Source organism: Halobacillus sp. A1 (genome assembly GCF_024189295.1).
In the GTDB taxonomy this organism is placed as follows: Bacteria; Bacillota; Bacilli; order Bacillales; family Halobacillaceae; genus Halobacillus_A.
In genome coordinates this window covers 236,675-254,273 of the sequence record NZ_JAIZEN010000005.1, presented here as the reverse complement: position 1 = coordinate 254,273, position 17,599 = coordinate 236,675, and the positions used below count along the sequence as shown (strand labels likewise).

The following is a 17,599-nucleotide window of genomic DNA, read 5'->3' as shown; positions in this document are numbered from 1 at the left end:
GTAATTTCATTAATCATATAATCCTCCTTAAATCTTAAAAAACTTAACATATACCACATTTTACCACAGAACATTATGTAAAAAAGATTGAATATCTCGAAACTGAGTCTTCCACTATCCTGCCCTTTACTTTAAGAATCAGTTTCGAGATAAATATCCCCTTAGAGGAACAAGATTCAATGGTTACATCTTGAAAATGGACCATCTATGGTTATCATAGGTTCCGACACTTGTTAATAAATTCCTGTTTTCCATCATATCATTCATCGTGACTTCATTTCGCTGATGATGGATACTCCCTAATACTGAAACCAGGCATGCGATAACTTAAGATCGAATATTTTTAAACGAACTGGCAAAATTGTAATAGATATGGTTTCGAGATAATTAGCAAATGGATATACCGTGGTGGTTATACCTTTTAGACTTAACTCACTTACCCACAGCGAGCGTAGTGAGCGATAAGGATGGGCGTTCCCTGTGGAAAGCGAGTTGTTTTCCAGCATCCTGTATACTTAACGCAAAACTGAACTGTTTCCACACTTTTTCAACAATTAAAAAAGATGACGTGCTCAGTGCACGTCATCCTTTTTGTATCTATTACTTCAGCCATTCTGTATGGAAAATTCCATCTTTATCAATTCTTTGATACGTATGAGCTCCAAAATAGTCACGCTGGGCTTGCAGAAGGTTCGCTGGCAGTGTTTCTGTTCGGTAACTGTCATAATATGCGATAGCGCTTGAGAAAGCCGGAACTGGGATTCCGCGATCAATCGCCAGCGAAAGGACTTCGCGAAGACTTGACTGATAGTTCTCAGCAATATTGCTGAAATACGGATCCAGCAGCAAGTTATCTAAGTCAGCTTCACGATCGTAAGCCTCTTTGATTTTTTGTAGGAACTGCGCACGGATGATACAACCACCGCGGAAAATCATAGCGATGTCCCCGTACTGAAGGTTCCACTCATTCTCCTCTGAAGCAGAACGCATCTGAGCAAATCCTTGAGCATAAGAAACGATTTTGCTGAAGTAAAGAGCTTTGCGTACAGACTCAATCACTTCTGCTTTGTCACCCGTAAATGGCTTCACGTCCGGGCCGCTCAAAATTTTGCTGGCTTTCACACGTTCTTCCTTCATAGCTGAAAGGAAGCGGGAAAACACCGATTCTGTAATGACAGGAAGAGGCACTCCTAGTTCAAGGGAGCTGATGCTTGTCCATTTCCCTGTCCCTTTCTGTCCTGCCGTATCTAAAATAACGTCAACAAGTGGTTTGCCTGTCTCTTCATCAATTTTAGTGAAAATATCAGCCGTAATTTCAATTAAGTAGCTGTCCAGCTCTCCATTATTCCATTCTGAAAATACTTCATGAAGTTCTTGAGCAGTCAGTCCTACTACATTTTTCAAAATGAAATAAGCTTCAGAAATAAGCTGCATATCACCGTATTCAATACCATTATGAACCATCTTCACATAGTGTCCGGCTCCATTAGGACCGATGTAGGTCGTACAAGGAACATCTTCGACTCTTGCAGCTATGGCTTCTAGAATAGGACGTACGTGTTCATACGCTTCTTTCTGTCCGCCAGGCATGATTGATGGGCCGGTCAGAGCTCCTTCTTCCCCGCCTGAAACTCCAGTACCAATGAAATGGATACCTGATTCCTCTAATTCTTTATTTCGGCGGATTGTATCCTGATAGAACGTGTTACCTCCGTCGATAAGTATATCTCCATGATCAAGGTGTGGTAAAAGCGATTCAATCGTAGCATCAGTTGCTGGACCAGCTTTTACCATTAAAAGGATTTTTCTAGGTTTTTCCAATGATTTCACAAATTCCTCAATAGATGAAGTTCCATTGAAGTTTTTCCCTTCAGCTTCATTGTTAAGAAAATCATTCGTTTTCTCTTTTGTACGGTTGTACACTGATACAGAGTACCCTCGGCTTTCAATGTTCAAAGCTAAATTTTTTCCCATTACAGCTAATCCAATTACACCAATTTCCTGCGTCAAATTCTTCATCTCCTTTTTATTTTTCCACTTTAATTATTCCATGATTAGGTCATCTTTTTCTACCACCAACGGAAACCTTCTTTATTAATCAATTCATTGGCGGCTTTTGGTCCCATTGATCCTGCCTCGTAAATATGAAGAGGAGCAGTGTCTTCCTCATAAGTTTCCAGAATTGGCTGGACCCATTGCCAGGACAACTCGACTTCATTCCAATGGGCAAAGTAAGTCTGATCACCTTTTATGGCATCTGCTATAAGTAGTTCATAGGCTTCCGGCAGGTCGCTCTGATCCTTGGAAAAGTTAATGTGCACAGGTTCAAGCTTCCCATTATTCAATGAGTTCTTGCTGTTCAACTGTAAAGTGACCCCTTTATTTGGACTGATTTCGATGATTAATAAATTCGGAGCCAGGTTTTCATCTTCAAAACGGTTCTTACCCTCAGGGCTTTTGAATTCAATCACTATGCGAGTAGACTTTTCCTTCATCCGCTTGCCTGTTCTAATATAAAATGGAACACCTTCCCAGAAATCGTTGTCTATCCAGAGCCTCGCTGCGATAAATGTATCATTTCGTGAGCCAGCCGGGATGCCTTCTTCGTCCAAATATCCAGGTACATTCTCATCATTAATAACCCCAGGACCATATTGTCCGCGGATGACTTCTTTAGCTACGTTCGCCTTCGTTAGAGGGCGAAGAGACTCCATCACTTTTTTCTTTTGATTCCGGACATTTTCGGCATTCATTTCATGCGGCAAGTGCATAGAAGTCATCATCAAAAGTTGTAAAATATGGTTCTGGACCATGTCGCGAATAGCTCCTACTTTATCATAATAACCCGCCCGGCTCTCGACCCCGACGATTTCACTTGCCGTAATTTGCATGTTGGCAATATATTCTTTATTCCATAGGGCTTGAAGTACTGGATTTGAATGCTCGAGTGCTTCGATATTTTGAACCATTGGCTTTCCAAGGTAATGATCGATACGATAAATTTCTTTCTCCTCGAACACCGTACTTATTCTCCGGTTCAATTCTCTTGCCGACTCAAGATCGTGACCAAAAGGTTTTTCAATAATCAGGCGCTTCCAGCCTTTAGTATCTGTCAGTCCGCTTTTCTCTATATTTGATATCGCAATATCAAACAACTTTGGTGAGACTGATAAGTAAATCATCCTGTTTTCTACTATGTTCAGCTCGTTTTCCCGCTCCTGAACGACCTTTAGAAGTTGGTCATATCCTTCGCGCTCCGTCAAATCCAATGAATGGTATCTGAAAGATTGGAGAAACTGTTCCATCGTCTCTTTATCGACAGAACTTCTGGAGAATGTATACACTGCATCCTCTACATTTTTTTGGAATTCTTCGTGAGACCAATCCCTGCGGCCTAATCCGATGACTGAAAAGGATTGAGGCATAGATTTCTCAATGAACAAATTATATAAAGCAGGGTAAATTTTTCTCTTAGCAAGATCTCCAGTCGAGCCAAATAAAATAAACGATATAGAATCCAATAGTTTTTCCTCCACTTTTCCCGTTAATACAGCATGATAGAGAGTTATTCGTTCCATGGAAACCTGGGATCGATTTCACAATGGAACGTTGATTCCGAACCTTCTCTCAAGCATTAACGATCGTAATTAATCTTATTCATTCGCCACTAATTCAATATTCTAAATGATATAAATCATATGTCAAAGGTAAAAGGCTTTAAAGCGATAAAATATTATGTAAATGAAACAGCCATATAATTTAAAAGTATATAGAATATTTCTTTCCCGCCTCTCTTTTTTCCATACAAAATCTATCTGCCTATAACTTTTTTGTTCTTTAACACCAGATATAATGATAAACTAATAACAAAGACGTAAGGAGTTGTACATCATGGAATATTTCATTTTTATTATAATTGCTTATCTATTAGGAGCAATTCCCTCTGGTCTTATTGTCGGTAAGATGGGCTATGGTATAGATATACGAGAGCATGGAAGCGGAAACCTTGGAGGCACCAACACATTTAGAGTACTCGGTTTAAAGGCGGGCCTGATCGTAACAATCGCCGATATTTTGAAAGGAACGGCTGCCACTGTTATACCTGTCCTGTTTGGTGCAGATGTGATTCCGCTTGTAATTGGAGTCTTTGCAGTAATCGGACATATGTATCCCGTTTTTGCAGGCTTTAAAGGTGGAAAAGCCGTAGCTACATCAGCAGGTGTAGTGCTCGGAGTCAATCCTCTTGTGTTTGCGATCTTGCTTGGGACCTTTTTCCTCCTTCTATACTTGAGTAAGTATGTTTCATTAGCTTCTATGGTGACGGGAATTGTGACCTTCATCGTTACGCTTCTTTTAGGAGAGTACGGTTTATCTATCATCATTGCTGTATTTACTGTTTTTGTCATCTACCGTCATCGTTCGAACATCAAGCGAATAATGAACAAAACAGAGCCTAAGATCACGTGGATGTAAATCCTGCGGCAATTCTATTGTCGTAGGCTTCTTTGTGTGTGTATAATCAATTTCATACAGCGCATTATAAAAGCAATAAATTTTATTAACTATTCTACATATTGTATACTTTGACGTATAAGCAGGTCTGAAAGGAGTCCTCATTATGAATCAAACAGAATTGAATAAAAACAAACAGCTTCCTAATAAAGAAGAACGTCATAAATTATTCGGCTCCGTCACACCCGGGCCGCGCACGAAACCTGTAGATAAAAGCAAGATGGCAGATTTACAAAATTCGAAAAAAGACTTCCTCTTCGACATAGATATGGTCGGTATTTCGAATGTGAAGCATCCGATCACTATACCGAGTCAGCTCACACCTGAAATTCAGACAACTATAGGTACCTTCTCCTTTGGGTCTTCTATTTCCCAGGGCAGTAAAGGGACGAATATGAGCCGATTCACGGAGCAGCTCGATCATTATCACCGTCAGGGATTTGCAGTGGATATTGAAACTTTAAAAAAATTCACAGAAGAACTGGCCGGCCGTTTAAACGAGAGTGACTCAGAAATAGAAGTATCCTTCCCATGGTTTTTCGAGCGCAAGGGGCCTTACTCTGATTTAGCAGGGATGAATTATGCCGATGCAACAATCAAAGTCCTGTACGATGCTGAAACAGGATTTGATGTTACCGTCACTCTTACAGGAAAAATTACGACGCTCTGCCCCTGTTCCAAAGAAATCAGTGAATACAGCGCCCACAATCAGCGTGGTAATGTAACGATGAGCGTCAAACTGACCGAAGACTTCGATGAACAAACGATTGACTGGAAAGCCGCACTGCTTGAAGCAGCAGAAAGTAATGCAAGTGCCAGAATCCACCCTGTTCTTAAACGTCCTGATGAGAAAATGGTCACTGAACAAGCTTATGAAAATCCTCGTTTTGTTGAGGATATCGTACGTCTTGTCGCAGCAGACCTGTATGAATATGATTTCGTGGAAGCTTTTTCCGTTGAATGCAGGAACGAAGAATCCATTCACTTGCACGATGCAGTAGCTTCATTAAATTATGATAAAAAATCAGAAGCACAATAAGGGGTCGTCATGAAGCACGTAATGATTGCACTTATATCATTTTACCGGAAATGGATCAGCCCGATGACTCCCCCGAGCTGCCGCTTCCAGCCCACTTGCTCAGAATACGGAATAGAATCATTTAAGAGATTTGGATTTTTGAAAGGGTCTTTTTTAACAGTAAAAAGAATAAGCAAATGTCACCCTTTCCATAAAGGCGGGTTCGACCCTGTTCCTTTAAAGAATAAGTACCACTCTGATCAAGAGGAATAAATGAATCTTGCTGATCTATGCACTATATTTAGAGAACATGGAGGAGATGATCTTATTAAATTAAAAGTGACGGAAGAAGCCGCAAATTGGTATGAAGATGAGTTGGATATAAAAGAAGAAACGTCGATACGTTTCTTTGTCCGCTACGGTGGAACTGGCGGGCTTTTGCCAGGATTATCATTAGCTATAAAAGAAGATGAAGCGACAGAGCCGATCGCTGAGGATAAAATTAATTTGGTCACTTACTTTATTGAAGCGAATGACGAATGGTATTTTGATGGACATTCTTTAAAAGTCCAGCTTCACGAGAAATTCAATGAACCGGAATTTATATACGAATGACCGCCGCATAACTGCGACGGTCATTTTTTATGCAGGGAAAAATGTTCAATTTGATTCCACTGGCCTTCCTTTTTTAATATCTCATACTGACGATGGCCAAATAAATCAAAGTGAGGGTAACGGGGATCATGGTGGATCCATTGCCCCTTCAAACCGTGCTTTTCCCCCCACGCCTTTAACTTATCCAGGTCTGAACAGCCTACTTTCGTAACCGTATCACACCCAGGAAAACGATCATCCAGCCAAAAATGAGTGAGAAATGCAATCTCCCCGCGGCTCACCTTCTTTTTCCACTTCACTAACTCTTCTCTTTTTACACCGAAGGCCACTTATTGTTCCTCCATAGCGTGAACATAAGCTTCATGCCATTCAGGAAAGCTTCGACGGATCGATACAGGGCGGAAGCTTTCTTTTTTGACGATGACATGTTTCGTTTCACCTTCCACAGCCACTTTTCCGTCCGCGTGATAAACTTGATAGCCATAAGTGATTCGTAAACCATCATAGTCTTCTACCCATGTTTTCACATAAACATCATCACCATATCTTACCGGCTGTTTAAAACTTACAGAAGCATCGACAACAGGAGAAACGACGCCTTGTTTTTCAATCTCGTGGTATTTAAAGCCGAGATCTTCTATTAGAGACGTACGCCCCATTTCAAACCATACAAGATAATTCGCATGATAAACGACCCCCATCATATCCGTTTCCTGATAACGCACCTTAATCGGCAGCTCATTAATTTTCATCTCAGTTTTCCCCCCGTACACTTTGCCATGCTAGTAAAGTATCCTCTTTTGTTAACGTACTGAATTCTTCCGTATCCCCTTTAATCAGCCTTAAAGCCTGATACTGAATGGCTTCATTAATTAAATTGTTTATGAACCGCCCATTTCCACGGATTTTATGCTCATGAAACTTATCGATGAGATAACCCTTGGCTTCTTCCTCCAACCGATACTCATACTGCTCCGTTTGAAAGATCGTCATTTCTAATAATTCATCTTCCGAGTAATCAGGAAATTTAAGATATTTTTTAAACCTTGAAGACAAACCAGGGTTACTTTCTATCAGCTGGGACATCTCTTTATCATATCCTGCTAAAATGACGACAAGGTTTTCATTATGCTTCGTCATTTCATCGACGATGGTTTCGATGGCTTCTTTTCCGAATTGATCATGTGATCCACCATTCAAAGCGTAAGCTTCATCGATAAACAATACGCCGCCAAGAGCTTCTCGAATCTTTTTTTTCGTTTTTATTGCTGTCTGGCCAATGTATCCCGCAACGAGATCACTTCTGGAAGCTACGACGACATGACCTCTTTTTAACAACCCGCACTCTTTTAGAATTTTAGCGTAAATATCCGCAACGGTCGTCTTTCCTGTCCCTGGATTGCCAGAAAACACGGAATGCAATTGAATAGGGACGACAGGATAACCACTTTCCTTTCTTTTTTGCTGCGCCTGTACGAAAGAGGAAAGCTTACGCACTTCCTGCTTTACATGCTGTAATCCGATGAGAGAATGCAATTGCTCCAGAGGTGAGCGCTCCTCTTCGGACGCACTTTCATCGACATTCATATCTTTTTCATCGATCCTCATGTGTTCCAGCCAGTGCTGCTTCTCTCCCCAATTCTCTATGGCACCTTTATGAAAAATGATTTTAAGGACAAGGTTTCTTACCGTCCGTGCATTACCGAAGGAATCATCAACCCTCTCTTTATCAATAAGAGTTTCCAACTCTTTAAGTGCCGCTTCTGTGAAAAAGAAGTCGTTTTCAATCGCTGCATATTCAGCGATTTGCAGTAGTTCGTTCATCTGATAATCCGGCAATTGGATGTGGTTCTGTTCTGGAAAACGGCTACGCAATCCAGGATTGGACCATAAAAACTGTCTCATTTCTTCTGGATAACCTGCTAAAATCAAGGCGAAAGTTCCGCCGTATTCTTTACTTGTCATAGCAGAGACTAGCGTGTCAATCACGGCCTGCCCGTAATCATTCCCTGTCTGGCCTTCACGTTTTAAGCTGTACGCTTCATCGATGAACAATACGCCGCCGGAGGCCTGCTTAACATAATTCATCGTATTCTCTTCACTTTGACCGACATACGAGCCTACTAAGTGGGACCGATTCACTTCTACGACATCTCTAGTATCTAATATTCCAAGGTCATAATAAATATTTGCCAGCAAGCGTGCGATTGTCGTTTTACCTGTACCGGGATTACCTGTGATAATCATATGAAGTCCAGGATCATCCACCATTGAAAAGCCGTAACTCTTTCGCTGCTGTTGATATTTCAAGAAGTGATAATACCGGTTAATGTAAGATTTCACATCACGCAAACCGATCATCTGTTGAAAAGAAGCCAATGGATCCTCAGCTCTATTTTTCGTAAGAATGTCAGGTAGACGCTTGTATAATTCGTCTTGATAATCCGTCAGCTTCCTAATTTTCATATTCACTTCCTTGACAGGAACATGAATACGGCGATGCTCAATCGAGTCGATGGCTTCTGTTAAAATATCTTTTAACTCTCCTAGATGTTCGTAAACTTCCTGATAAAGCTTGAGCCTTGAGTTTGCCGCGTCAACAAGAGTTTTAGTCGCCAGCTCCTCATCCCACTGCTCTGCTATCCACTCGGCTTCTTTATATATGGCGTGAACTTTTTTAGCTTTTGCCGATGTATGATCGGTTTCGTGGAGTACCCATTGTTCGAAAGGAGTATCCTTTAAAATGGTATAAGCCCTCATCATCCGGACAGATTCGTCAAGCTCACGAACAAGGCGGTGCTGTGGCTCCATAATGCGAGCTTCGTCCATAAACTGATCAGCGATTTTATCTTTTTCCGGATGCCTTTTAATCCGGTAATAAGCTAATGTGACGTAAAGTAAAGCTTGAACTTCTTTATCGTCAATACTGCCGTGATCAAGAATACGAAGTGCTTCCACTTCAGATAATGGTGGTTCTTGTTCCAGGCTCATCCATTGTTTTATCGTATTAATAGTCAAAGTATCCCGTCCTTCCATCATCGTGTTTAATTTTATCACAATCTTTTCGCTATGTAGACGAACTTGCCCAATGAAAAAAGCCCGTGCCAGTTATGTTAGGTACGGACTTTTAACCATTATCTTTTTTGCTCATTACGGGCTTCGTCTTTGATTTCCTCACGCATACTTTCAAGAGATGCTTCTCGTTTTTTATTTTTCTTTTCGATAGCGCCACGATCAGCTTCCCCGGCCATCTGCATTGTTTCGTGGGAAGCTTCAATATTTTCAATAGTATGTTGTACAGCTTCCTGTAATTTCTCTACGTTGTCTGCCCGATTATCTGGCTTGTTCTTATTCATATAAAGTCCTCCTTAGTTATATCTCTAATTAGCCTGTTCCCGCTTGTGAATAATATTCCTTACTTTTTCATAAAAGTTATTCGACGATATGGCATGATAGTGGAAAGCCTGGTGTCGAGATAACGGCAATTCGTTGCCATATTGAGAGTCCGGGGTGGTTGGGAAGCTACCCGTGCGAAATGGATTGTACGAATCCTCTTGGCATTGGAGTTGAAAAGAATTTTGAGCACTCATCTAAGCCTCGTGCTTAAGCTATAGAGCTTAGGATACTGAGACTTCCTTCACTTCTTACGATAAGTCAACGTTGAATCACTCCGTTCTTCGTGTTTTATTATCTCCATCAGCTCAGTCCAGTCCAAAAGCGATGAGTATCAACACGCAATTAAAAAGATCCCCTCCTGTTTAGGAAGGGATCTTTTTAAGACGTCGGTGGTGCCGCTCATCAATACGCTGTTCAATTTGATCTAACAATTTGGGGTCTTCCATTATCGATTTGATATTCTGCTGGATCCGTTCTTGATAACTGATTTTCTGCTTCTGTCTCACGGGAAATCACTCCTTTAAGATTAAAGGATTCCCATGTTCAATAAAGATATACTTATTTCAGTGAATCTTTCATTTCAATCATGAAATCATACGTCATCGGTCCTACCTTTCGCGGCTGCTGAATCACCCCATCAGTTCCAATAAAGTAGGTAGTTGGCAATGAAACAGCTTGGTAGTCATCATTCGTTTCTAGTTCCTGATCCAATAATATGGGGAATGTATATCCCTCTTCCTCTATAAATTCCTCCACGTTACCAAGCTTACTTTCTGTTCCGGTGGCATTTACAGCAAGAACTTCCACTTCATCTCCATACTTCTCATGGAACCTCTCCATCTCCGGCATTTCCACTTTACAAGGAGGACACCATGTCGCCCAAAAATTGATCATGACTTTTTTACCTTTTAATTCAGAAAGCTTTATCTTATCACCGTCTAACGTCTCGAGCTCAAAATCAGGCGCTTCATCTCCTACTTCCAATCCTTTAGGAGCATTGGGGGCTGTCATCGCTGTGCCCTCTTGATCGGTTTCTTCTGATACATCGTATTTAGTCAACTCTTCAGACGAATTATCTTTTTCGGTACCCTGACCAACTTCACTGTAAACGATAAAACCGACGAGAACGAGAAGAAACAACCCTGCGCTTATTTGTTTTAGCATTTTGTATATTCCTTTCTAACCAGTCTTTCTTTTTTGTTGTCTTTATATGGACATGTTTATGTATCTAATCTAAATTTTATTATAGTCCGCTACTCTTCACATAGCTCTGTTCAAGCTTAACGTTGACCAACCTTCTCCCCTTACATTATAATCCTCCGCGCTATTTGTAAAGATAAAGAGAGTTTTACTTAGGATTAACTTCTATAAAAAGGAAAAACCTACCGTTATGCCCAGCAGGTTTTTCAAGACTGTAGAGAGAGCATCTTCCGCTTCTGATGAGATGAAAGGACAGGCCATGCGAATGACCCCCATTCCTCAGACATCCATAAGCTTCCTTGACCTGCGGGAACTCGCACTGTTCTCAGATCCTGCAGGAGGTTCCAGCTACCCCCGGGATTCCACAAGAAGAACAGTACTTTTTCAACAGTTAGAAAAAGCCTGCTGTACATAACAGCAGGCTTTTCATAAACGAAGGGATTAACTTAATTTATTACGAAGTACCATCGGCAGAATTCCGCCATGACGATAGTAATCCACTTCAACTTCACTTTCGAATCGAGCAATGACTTCAAATTCTTTCTTCGTTCCATCTTCTGCAGTTGCAGTAACTTTAATGAGATCACGCGGCTTAACGGATTCATCGACATGAATATCAAGTGCTTCACGTCCAGTTAATCCTAGTGATTCAATAGTATCCCCTTCATTGAACTGTAAAGGCAGCACACCCATCATGACCAGGTTAGAACGGTGAATACGCTCAAAACTTTGTGCAATGACAGTCTCAATACCTAGAAGGTCTGTACCTTTAGCAGCCCAGTCACGGGAGCTTCCCATACCGTAATCGTCTCCAGCTATTACAGCTAGAGAGGTACCGTCTTCCTTATACTTCATCGCAGCGGTATAAATTGGCATCACTTCTTCCGTCGGCCAATAAGTTGTATAACCACCTTCAGTATCAGGAGCTAATTGGTTACGAATACGAATGTTCGCAAACGTTCCTCTCATCATTACCTCGTGGTTACCTCGGCGGGAACCATACGAGTTGAAGTTACGAGGAGAAACATCATTTTCAATTAAATACTCACCTGCAGGCATGTTTTTAGGGATTGCACCTGCTGGAGAAATGTGGTCGGTTGTAACCGAGTCACCAAATTTACCAATCACACGTAAATTGTTCAGCGGTTTTACGGCATTTGAATCAGGTGATAAACCTTCAAAGAATGGTGGATTCTGGATATACGTAGAATCCTCATTCCAATCATATAGAGGCTCATCCGTTGTATTAATTTCATTCCATTTCTCATTAGAGTTAAAGACGTTCTCATACTCTTTACGGAAGATTTCAGGAGTAACTGCGCGTGCAATTTCTTCCTTAATCTCTTCTTGAGTCGGCCACACATCGTCAAAGTAAACCGGTTCACCATTTTTATTAGTACCTAAAGGCTCAGTCTTAAGGTCAACATCTACTGTTCCAGCAAGTGCATAAGCTACAACAAGTGGAGGAGATGCCAGGTAATTCGCTTTTACTAACGGGTGAATACGACCTTCAAAGTTACGGTTACCTGATAGTACCGAAGAAGCTGTCAAATCACTATCAGCAATTGCTTTTTCAATCTCAGGAAGCAAAGGACCAGAGTTACCGATACAAGTTGTACACCCGTATCCTACTAGGTTAAACCCTAATTTGTTCAAGTACGGCATCAGACCGGAATCTTCAAGGTAACGTGTCACAACTTTAGATCCAGGCGCAAGTGAAGTCTTTACATAATCAGGTACTTCAAGACCTTGATCGACTGCTTTCTTCGCTACCAGACCCGCTCCAAGCATAACGTGAGGGTTTGAAGTGTTCGTACATGAAGTGATGGCGGCGATTGCAAGAGCCCCTGTCTTCATAATGGATTTCTTACCATCAGCGAACTCCACTTCAACTTCCTTATCAAATTCTTGCTCACCTAGACCGAATCCGTGGTTTCCTGCAGGACCAGTAATGGCTGTCTCAAAAGATTTCTTCATTTGAGAAAGTGGTATCAAATCCTGAGGGCGCTTTGGACCTGAAAGGTTAGGTTCAAGTTCATCCAGATCAATCTCAACCAATTTCGTGAATTCTGGATCTTCGAAGGAAGGATCGTACCAAAGGCTGTTTTCTTTGCAGTATTTTTCTACAAGAGAAATTTGCTCTTCACTTCGCCCTGTTAAACGTAAGTATTCCAGAGATTCTCCATCGACTGGGAAGAATCCACACGTGGCACCATATTCAGGGGCCATGTTTGAAATTGTTGCACGATCAGCAAGCGGCATTTCCTGCAGGCCAGGACCAAAGAATTCTACAAATTTCCCTACTACATTCTGCTCTCTTAACTTCTGTGTAACTTTGAGAGCTAAGTCAGTTGCTGTAGTACCTTGAGGGAAACTTCCGTTCAGTTTCACTCCGATAACCTCTGGTGCAGGGAAATAGGATGGTTGGCCAAGCATTCCCGCTTCAGCTTCGATGCCTCCAACACCCCAGCCTAGTACACCTAATCCGTTGATCATCGTTGTGTGAGAATCTGTTCCAACAAGAGTATCTGGATAAGTATCATAAGAACCTTCGTCGTTTTCTTTTGCATGAACGACGTTTGCGATGTATTCAAGGTTAACCTGGTGCACTATTCCTGTAGCCGGCGGTACAGCACGGTAGTTATCAAAGGCTTTTTGAGCCCAGTGAAGAAATTCGTACCGTTCCTGGTTACGTTCAAATTCAAGCTCCATATTTACGTTTAAGGAGTCCGCCGTACCATACTTGTCTACCTGCACAGAGTGGTCAATGACAAGATCAACTGGAACTTCCGGATTGATTTTATCAGGGCTTCCTCCTAGATCAACCATTGCTTTACGGAGTGACGCCAAGTCTACAACCGCTGGTACTCCTGTAAAGTCTTGCAGGATAACGCGTGATGGTTTAAAAGGTACGTCTTCCCCTTTAGATTTGTTAGTTCCCCAGTTTGCTAGACTCTCCACATGATCGTTATTAATAACGCGACCATCGTGTTGGCGCAGTAAAGATTCAAGCAAAATACGGATGGAGAAAGGCAGTCGGGATATCTTTCCGTGTCCCGCATCTTCTAAGGCTTTTAAATCATAATAGTTGTACGTTTTGCCATTTAAGTCAAAATGTTTGCGAGCATTAAATGCATTGCTAGCCATACTTCCTTTTACCCCCTCATCAAATTTAAATGGTTTGCCATAATCGGCTTTCCCATTCCCCAATAGTTCATTTGCTTTCTTTTTTCAGAAAAGTCCACAAATATGCATCCTTTATTGTATATGAAAACGATTTATAAGTAAAATATTTACGCATATTTTTTGCTGATTCGACACTTCCCAATTCAGCTTGTCTTTCCAGGGCATTCCTTTTATAATAATTACAGAGATAATTCAAAATGAAACGGGTGATCATATGTCGGGCGGCTTTGCCTTTTTTATCGTCGGGTGGATTGTCCTAATGGTCGTATTGATGGGGATCGGCGGATTTTTCATGTTCCGCAAATTCTTGAAACGTCTTCCGAAAGAAGATGGAAAATCAACGATAGACTGGGAAGAAATTTATATCGAGAAAACTATCCATATGTGGAATAAAGAACAAAAAGCTCTCCTTGAAGAGCTGGTTTCGCCTGTTCCAGAGCTTTTCAGAGATATAGCCAAACAGAAAATAGCCGGTCGAATCGGGCAGGTCGCCTTGGAGAAGGAGAGTTCTGAAATTACCGAAGATATTATTATAGAAGGATATATTTTAGCAACTCCGAAAAGAGACCATAAATTTCTGATCAAAAAACTCGAAGAAAAGCAAATTGACATTACACCATATCAACCATTATTTGAACGGTAAAAAGATCGGCCCTATTAAGATAGGACCGATCTTTTTATGCTTGTTTATAATTTCTATCGAGTTTCAGGAATTGCATAAGCATCGCTATACGCCATGTGAATATCATGCCGAAAGCAAGCAGGAAAAACATTCCGCTCATTTCCCCGAACGATATCGTGGCTCCAATGATGATTTTTAAAATGATCCTTAGAACCAATAAACCGAATAATATAAATACGAAAGCCCTTGAAGGCTTTAAGTAGATTTGGCCGTCTCGCACCTCAAACTTCGAAGAACGAATGAGGAAAATCGAGAATAACGCACCTATCAAAACAGCTTCTGCAACCTGTGTCCATTCAACTCGGAATACCGGGAAAAGGAACATAAGTGCTCCTGTACTCATGAAAAACGGCGGTAAAATGATTTTTTTTACACTTGCTGGCCTTTTAGCAGCTCGCAGACGTACAAAAATCATAACGACAGCCATTATGGATGCAACAACCGTGCTTGAAATTAACCAGAACATAGTGTTCACTCTCTCATGCGTTCGCTTTATCTACTTCTGGACGATCTTTAGCCACCGTCAAAATAATCGTCATCGTTACCCCGATTACGGTCAAGTAGACTCCTAAATCAAACAATAAAGCCGTTGCAAGCTCTGTCCTTCCTAAAATCGGCAATTGAAAATATCCAAAATTCTGAGTCAGGAACGGTGCCCCGAATACAAATGACCCAATACCTGTAGCTACAGCTATAAGCAATCCCGTGAAAACCATATACAAAAAGTTGACGCGTATCACTTTCCCCATAGCTTCATGTCCATATGCCATATACATGAGAATAAGAGCTGCTGAAGCCATTAAGCCTCCAATGAAGCCTCCACCAGGTTTATTATGTCCTGCAAAAAATAAATAGACAGAAAAACCTAATAGAATAAATGCAATAAATGCGGTCGTTGTTCGTAAAATCAAATCATTTGTCCCTCGCATAAGTAAACTCCTTTTAACCTTTTTCATTGTGACCATCATAATATAAATCGCATAGAAAATCCACGGCTTAGAATCCTTGGAAATTGAAGAGTCCTGCTAAATATGAAGTCAGCATCGTCATCCAATCAAAATAAAGGGCGATTCCCATCCCAATCATTATATATCCGCCAGCTTTTACTATGGCTGCACTATTTCGTCTGATCCATCCCATTTTACCAATGAAGAAAGAAAGAATTAAGAAAGGCAGTGAAAAACCTAGAGAATAGGCAATCATCATGACCATGAATAAATCTGGTTGATCAGCAGCCAGAACGAGCACCGCAGAAAGAATCGGTCCAGTACAGGGGGTCCATCCTAGAGAAAAAGTCAATCCAATAAGAAAAGAACCCGCATATCCAGCCGGACGATTTTTGAATCGAACTTTACGATCTTTCATCAGAAATTGAAAATTGAACACACCGATAATGACAAACCCGAAAAAGATGATTAAAACAGCACCCATTCTGCGAATGATATCGTCATTTTGTATAAGCATTTGAGAAATGAAAGAGCCTGAAAACCCTAAAATAATAAAGATCGTAGAAAAGCCGAGTAAGAACAGTATAGTATGGATCAAACTACGCTTTTTCAGCATTCCATTATCATTCTGTAATTCGCTGACACTCATTCCAGTTATGTAGGAAAGAAAAGCCGGGTATAAGGGAAGGACGCAGGGTGAAATAAACGAAAGAAAACCTGCTCCAAAAGCTAAGAAAATATTCACATCTGTCATTAATGATCCCTCCATCTACACACACTCGTCCCTTATTGTAGCAGACGAAATAGTAAAATACGAACCTTGGCAGTGAACATCTAATGACGATTCTATGTCATAGTCCGAAAAGACCGCATTAGTAGATTATATGCAAGAGGGACCAAATTTACTCATTTAACTGAACGATGTTTATCCACTTCCAAATTCTGTGCTATTTTTCCCTTTCATAGTCCGATATCCGCACATGTTCAATCAATGAAAATAAAATTTGGTCTTTTATATTTTCGTAGCCAGGGTCCAATTTAAGGCGCTTCCTGTTAAATAGGAATGCGTCATGCAAATAGAAAATGCGCGGCACAGCTTGCCAAGTATGCTCAGTTATTCGTGCCCATACAAGTTCTTCAAACTCTTCGGGATACTTCAAATGAGCTATACAAGTTTCTAGATCCTGTTTCTTAACTGGAACAGATCCTTCGAACAAGTTTTTCCGGGTCATTTCCCACCACATTTCCGCCCGGAAAAATTCACGATTCTTCTCTTCTTTCGCAACGTTTGTTGTAATAGGTTTTTTTCTGATTACTTCTGGAACTCGCTGTCGAATAAACGCCCATAAATCTTCTTCATTTATTCTCCATCCTTCTTTCCTTGATGTCGGTTCAATGCCTTTAATCGTGCCATTTCTAAGCCATCTGCGAAGACTTTCTTTATTTGTCGTTATTTTGTATTGTTTTAATTGTTCAAAAGCCTGATCCACATTATACTGCATCCTGAACCCCCTCATTTAAAACAATTGTTGTATTAAATAATACCATATTTTTTAAAATATGACACTAATAAACGAATATACTTCACTATTTTACATTTTTCTTTACCTCAAGTCGGATTGCCCTATTCAGTTAAACGGTTGTACTACAAAAAACCACTTTTCCTATTGGATTAGGTTAAAACCCAATAGGAAAAGTGGTTATCTGAAAGATTTCAGCGCCTGTAGTTAAACTGGCATTGTCTTTATTTTGCTTGATTTTGATTGTTCATAGCACGCATCATTTGATTGATCTTCTTCTGTGAAGGCTTCTGCCCCATCTGCATCATCAATGTACGTAACATTTGCTCATTTATCGGTGGGTTCTTTTTCAAGTAGTTCATCATGTATTTCCTAGCAATGAAGAAGCCTAAAGCTACACCACCAACTAGAGCTAAAACAGCAATGATGATTACCCATACGATGCCCAAAGTCATATCAACGTCTTCCTCCTTCGTGTTGTCTCCCATAATAGTATAGTAAAATGCTCACAGGAATACAATAG

The 17,599-nt window shown here is 40.7% G+C and carries 19 protein-coding genes and 1 pseudogene; 5 read left to right on the top strand and 15 right to left on the bottom strand.

All coding sequences use genetic code 11. The annotated features are described in order from the left end of the window. Positions 1 to 183: 183 nt before the first annotated feature. The 3 genes and pseudogenes from LF817_RS08080 to zwf all read right to left on the bottom strand — a co-directional run. Positions 184 to 306, bottom strand: a pseudogene (locus LF817_RS08080) (IS1595 family transposase); the annotation flags it as partial. Positions 307 to 600: 294 nt separating this feature from the next. Continuing rightward, complete coding sequence (gene gndA / locus LF817_RS08075; RefSeq protein WP_256558224.1) at positions 601 to 2,010, bottom strand: NADP-dependent phosphogluconate dehydrogenase; 1,410 nt, start codon at positions 2,008 to 2,010, stop codon at positions 601 to 603. Between the two features lie 59 nt (positions 2,011 to 2,069). Beyond that, positions 2,070 to 3,521 (bottom strand): glucose-6-phosphate dehydrogenase, encoded by a 1,452-nt coding sequence (gene zwf / locus LF817_RS08070; RefSeq protein ID WP_253935281.1) that lies wholly within the window; start codon positions 3,519 to 3,521, stop codon positions 2,070 to 2,072. A gap of 370 nt (positions 3,522 to 3,891) precedes the next feature. On the opposite strand from zwf, the gene plsY reads away from it, so the two are divergent. The 4 genes from plsY (at position 3,892) to LF817_RS08050 (ending at position 6,145) form a co-directional block, all read left to right on the top strand. Further along, positions 3,892 to 4,473, top strand: a complete 582-nt coding sequence (plsY, locus tag LF817_RS08065; RefSeq protein ID WP_253935280.1) for a glycerol-3-phosphate 1-O-acyltransferase PlsY — start codon at positions 3,892 to 3,894, stop codon at positions 4,471 to 4,473. 145 nt (positions 4,474 to 4,618) lie between these two features. Continuing rightward, entirely contained in the window at positions 4,619 to 5,551 is a 933-nt protein-coding gene (gene folE2 / locus LF817_RS08060) for a GTP cyclohydrolase FolE2 (RefSeq protein ID WP_253935279.1), read from the top strand. A 9-nt stretch (positions 5,552 to 5,560) separates the two neighbouring features. Further along, positions 5,561 to 5,803 (top strand): membrane protein insertion efficiency factor YidD, encoded by a 243-nt coding sequence (gene yidD / locus LF817_RS08055; protein WP_253935278.1) that lies wholly within the window; start codon positions 5,561 to 5,563, stop codon positions 5,801 to 5,803. Next, the gene (locus LF817_RS08050; RefSeq protein WP_253935277.1) at positions 5,804 to 6,145 is read left to right on the top strand and encodes a HesB/YadR/YfhF family protein; all 342 of its coding nucleotides are present in this window, start codon (positions 5,804 to 5,806) and stop codon (positions 6,143 to 6,145) included. A 20-nt stretch (positions 6,146 to 6,165) separates the two neighbouring features. Here LF817_RS08050 and LF817_RS08045 read toward each other — a convergent pair whose 3' ends face one another. From LF817_RS08045 to acnA, 7 genes are all read right to left on the bottom strand, one after another. Beyond that, a complete protein-coding gene (locus LF817_RS08045; RefSeq protein WP_253935276.1) occupies positions 6,166 to 6,474 on the bottom strand; it encodes a hypothetical protein in 309 nt (102 codons plus the stop codon). After that, a complete protein-coding gene (locus LF817_RS08040) occupies positions 6,475 to 6,897 on the bottom strand; it encodes an acyl-CoA thioesterase (protein ID WP_253935275.1) in 423 nt (140 codons plus the stop codon). A gap of 1 nt (position 6,898) precedes the next feature. Continuing rightward, on the bottom strand, positions 6,899 to 9,136 hold the full coding sequence (locus LF817_RS08035; protein WP_253935293.1) for an AAA family ATPase: 2,238 nt from the start codon (positions 9,134 to 9,136) through the stop codon (positions 6,899 to 6,901). 143 nt (positions 9,137 to 9,279) lie between these two features. Next, complete coding sequence (gene tlp, locus LF817_RS08030; protein WP_253935274.1) at positions 9,280 to 9,501, bottom strand: small acid-soluble spore protein Tlp; 222 nt, start codon at positions 9,499 to 9,501, stop codon at positions 9,280 to 9,282. Between the two features lie 402 nt (positions 9,502 to 9,903). Beyond that, complete coding sequence (locus LF817_RS08025) at positions 9,904 to 10,047, bottom strand: FbpB family small basic protein (RefSeq protein ID WP_253935273.1); 144 nt, start codon at positions 10,045 to 10,047, stop codon at positions 9,904 to 9,906. A 52-nt stretch (positions 10,048 to 10,099) separates the two neighbouring features. After that, positions 10,100 to 10,705: a peroxiredoxin family protein gene (locus LF817_RS08020; protein WP_253935272.1), complete on the bottom strand. Its 606-nt coding sequence runs from the start codon at positions 10,703 to 10,705 to the stop codon at positions 10,100 to 10,102. Between the two features lie 477 nt (positions 10,706 to 11,182). Next, entirely contained in the window at positions 11,183 to 13,888 is a 2,706-nt protein-coding gene (gene acnA, locus LF817_RS08015; protein WP_253935271.1) for an aconitate hydratase AcnA, read from the bottom strand. 253 nt (positions 13,889 to 14,141) lie between these two features. Here acnA and LF817_RS08010 point away from each other — a divergent pair, with 253 nt between their 5' ends. Further along, entirely contained in the window at positions 14,142 to 14,570 is a 429-nt protein-coding gene (locus LF817_RS08010; RefSeq protein WP_253935270.1) for a DUF2621 domain-containing protein, read from the top strand. 34 nt (positions 14,571 to 14,604) lie between these two features. Here the strand turns inward: LF817_RS08010 and LF817_RS08005 are convergent, their stop codons facing one another. The 5 genes from LF817_RS08005 to LF817_RS07985 form a co-directional block, all read right to left on the bottom strand. Next, entirely contained in the window at positions 14,605 to 15,075 is a 471-nt protein-coding gene (locus tag LF817_RS08005; protein ID WP_253935269.1) for a CcdC family protein, read from the bottom strand. Between the two features lie 13 nt (positions 15,076 to 15,088). Next, positions 15,089 to 15,538 (bottom strand): Na(+)/H(+) antiporter subunit B, encoded by a 450-nt coding sequence (locus LF817_RS08000; protein WP_253935268.1) that lies wholly within the window; start codon positions 15,536 to 15,538, stop codon positions 15,089 to 15,091. Positions 15,539 to 15,605: 67 nt separating this feature from the next. After that, on the bottom strand, positions 15,606 to 16,310 hold the full coding sequence (locus tag LF817_RS07995) for a cytochrome c biogenesis CcdA family protein (protein WP_253935267.1): 705 nt from the start codon (positions 16,308 to 16,310) through the stop codon (positions 15,606 to 15,608). A gap of 193 nt (positions 16,311 to 16,503) precedes the next feature. Further along, positions 16,504 to 17,058 (bottom strand): hypothetical protein, encoded by a 555-nt coding sequence (locus tag LF817_RS07990; protein ID WP_253935266.1) that lies wholly within the window; start codon positions 17,056 to 17,058, stop codon positions 16,504 to 16,506. 242 nt (positions 17,059 to 17,300) lie between these two features. Beyond that, positions 17,301 to 17,531: a YneF family protein gene (locus tag LF817_RS07985; protein ID WP_371925012.1), complete on the bottom strand. Its 231-nt coding sequence runs from the start codon at positions 17,529 to 17,531 to the stop codon at positions 17,301 to 17,303. Positions 17,532 to 17,599 lie beyond the last annotated feature (68 nt).

What these genes read in the sequence shown, in the direction of transcription:
- plsY (WP_253935280.1), top strand. Translation starts at nt 3,892, where the DNA reads ATGGAATATTTCATTTTTATTATAATTGCTTATCTATTAGGAGCAATT.
- folE2 (WP_253935279.1), top strand. Translation starts at nt 4,619, where the DNA reads ATGAATCAAACAGAATTGAATAAAAACAAACAGCTTCCTAATAAAGAA.
- yidD (WP_253935278.1), top strand. Translation starts at nt 5,561, where the DNA reads ATGAAGCACGTAATGATTGCACTTATATCATTTTACCGGAAATGGATC.
- LF817_RS08050 (WP_253935277.1), top strand. Translation starts at nt 5,804, where the DNA reads ATGAATCTTGCTGATCTATGCACTATATTTAGAGAACATGGAGGAGAT.
- LF817_RS08040 (WP_253935275.1), bottom strand. Translation starts at nt 6,897, where the DNA reads ATGAAAATTAATGAGCTGCCGATTAAGGTGCGTTATCAGGAAACGGAT.
- LF817_RS08035 (WP_253935293.1), bottom strand. Translation starts at nt 9,136, where the DNA reads ATGAGCCTGGAACAAGAACCACCATTATCTGAAGTGGAAGCACTTCGT.
- tlp (WP_253935274.1), bottom strand. Translation starts at nt 9,501, where the DNA reads ATGAATAAGAACAAGCCAGATAATCGGGCAGACAACGTAGAGAAATTA.
- LF817_RS08020 (WP_253935272.1), bottom strand. Translation starts at nt 10,705, where the DNA reads ATGCTAAAACAAATAAGCGCAGGGTTGTTTCTTCTCGTTCTCGTCGGT.
- acnA (WP_253935271.1), bottom strand. Translation starts at nt 13,888, where the DNA reads ATGGCTAGCAATGCATTTAATGCTCGCAAACATTTTGACTTAAATGGC.
- LF817_RS08010 (WP_253935270.1), top strand. Translation starts at nt 14,142, where the DNA reads ATGTCGGGCGGCTTTGCCTTTTTTATCGTCGGGTGGATTGTCCTAATG.
- LF817_RS08005 (WP_253935269.1), bottom strand. Translation starts at nt 15,075, where the DNA reads ATGTTCTGGTTAATTTCAAGCACGGTTGTTGCATCCATAATGGCTGTC.
- LF817_RS08000 (WP_253935268.1), bottom strand. Translation starts at nt 15,538, where the DNA reads ATGCGAGGGACAAATGATTTGATTTTACGAACAACGACCGCATTTATT.
- LF817_RS07995 (WP_253935267.1), bottom strand. Translation starts at nt 16,310, where the DNA reads ATGACAGATGTGAATATTTTCTTAGCTTTTGGAGCAGGTTTTCTTTCG.
- LF817_RS07990 (WP_253935266.1), bottom strand. Translation starts at nt 17,058, where the DNA reads ATGCAGTATAATGTGGATCAGGCTTTTGAACAATTAAAACAATACAAA.
- LF817_RS07985 (WP_371925012.1), bottom strand. Translation starts at nt 17,531, where the DNA reads ATGACTTTGGGCATCGTATGGGTAATCATCATTGCTGTTTTAGCTCTA.